4 tRNA genes are annotated in these 412 nt (G+C 54.4%); all 4 read right to left on the reverse strand.

From position 1 onward, the window contains the following. Window positions 1-41 precede the first annotated feature (41 nt). Window positions 42-117 (reverse strand) — tRNA-Val (locus B5P40_RS28945). Between the two features lie 5 nt (window positions 118-122). Continuing rightward, window positions 123-197 (reverse strand) — tRNA-Glu (locus B5P40_RS28950). A 19-nt stretch (window positions 198-216) separates the two neighbouring features. Further along, window positions 217-308: transfer RNA gene (locus B5P40_RS28955), tRNA-Ser, on the reverse strand. A 2-nt stretch (window positions 309-310) separates the two neighbouring features. Further along, window positions 311-385, reverse strand: a tRNA-Asn gene (locus B5P40_RS28960). Window positions 386-412 lie beyond the last annotated feature (27 nt).

Consider the following 412-nt stretch of genomic DNA (forward strand, 5'->3'; position numbering starts at 1 on the left):
GTCCGCCGCGTTTAGCCACTTCGCTACCCCTCCGACATATATGGTGGAGGATGACGGGATCGAACCGCCGACCCCCTGCTTGTAAGGCAGGTGCTCTCCCAGCTGAGCTAATCCTCCAAAAGTGGTGACCCGTACGGGATTCGAACCCGTGTTACCGCCGTGAAAGGGCGGTGTCTTAACCACTTGACCAACGGGCCAAATATTATAAATTCCTTATGGCGGAGAGCAAGGGATTCGAACCCTTGATACGCTTGTGACGTATACACGATTTCCAATCGTGCTCCTTCGGCCAACTCGGACAGCTCTCCAATGGCTCCGCAGGTAGGAATCGAACCTACGACCGATCGGTTAACAGCCGATAGCTCTACCGCTGAGCTACTGCGGAATAATATTGCCTGGCAACGTCCTACTC

The sequence above is a fragment of the Bacillus sp. SRB_8 genome (genome assembly GCF_003264205.1).
GTDB classification, from domain to species: Bacteria; Bacillota; Bacilli; order Bacillales; family Bacillaceae_G; genus Bacillus_A; species Bacillus_A mycoides.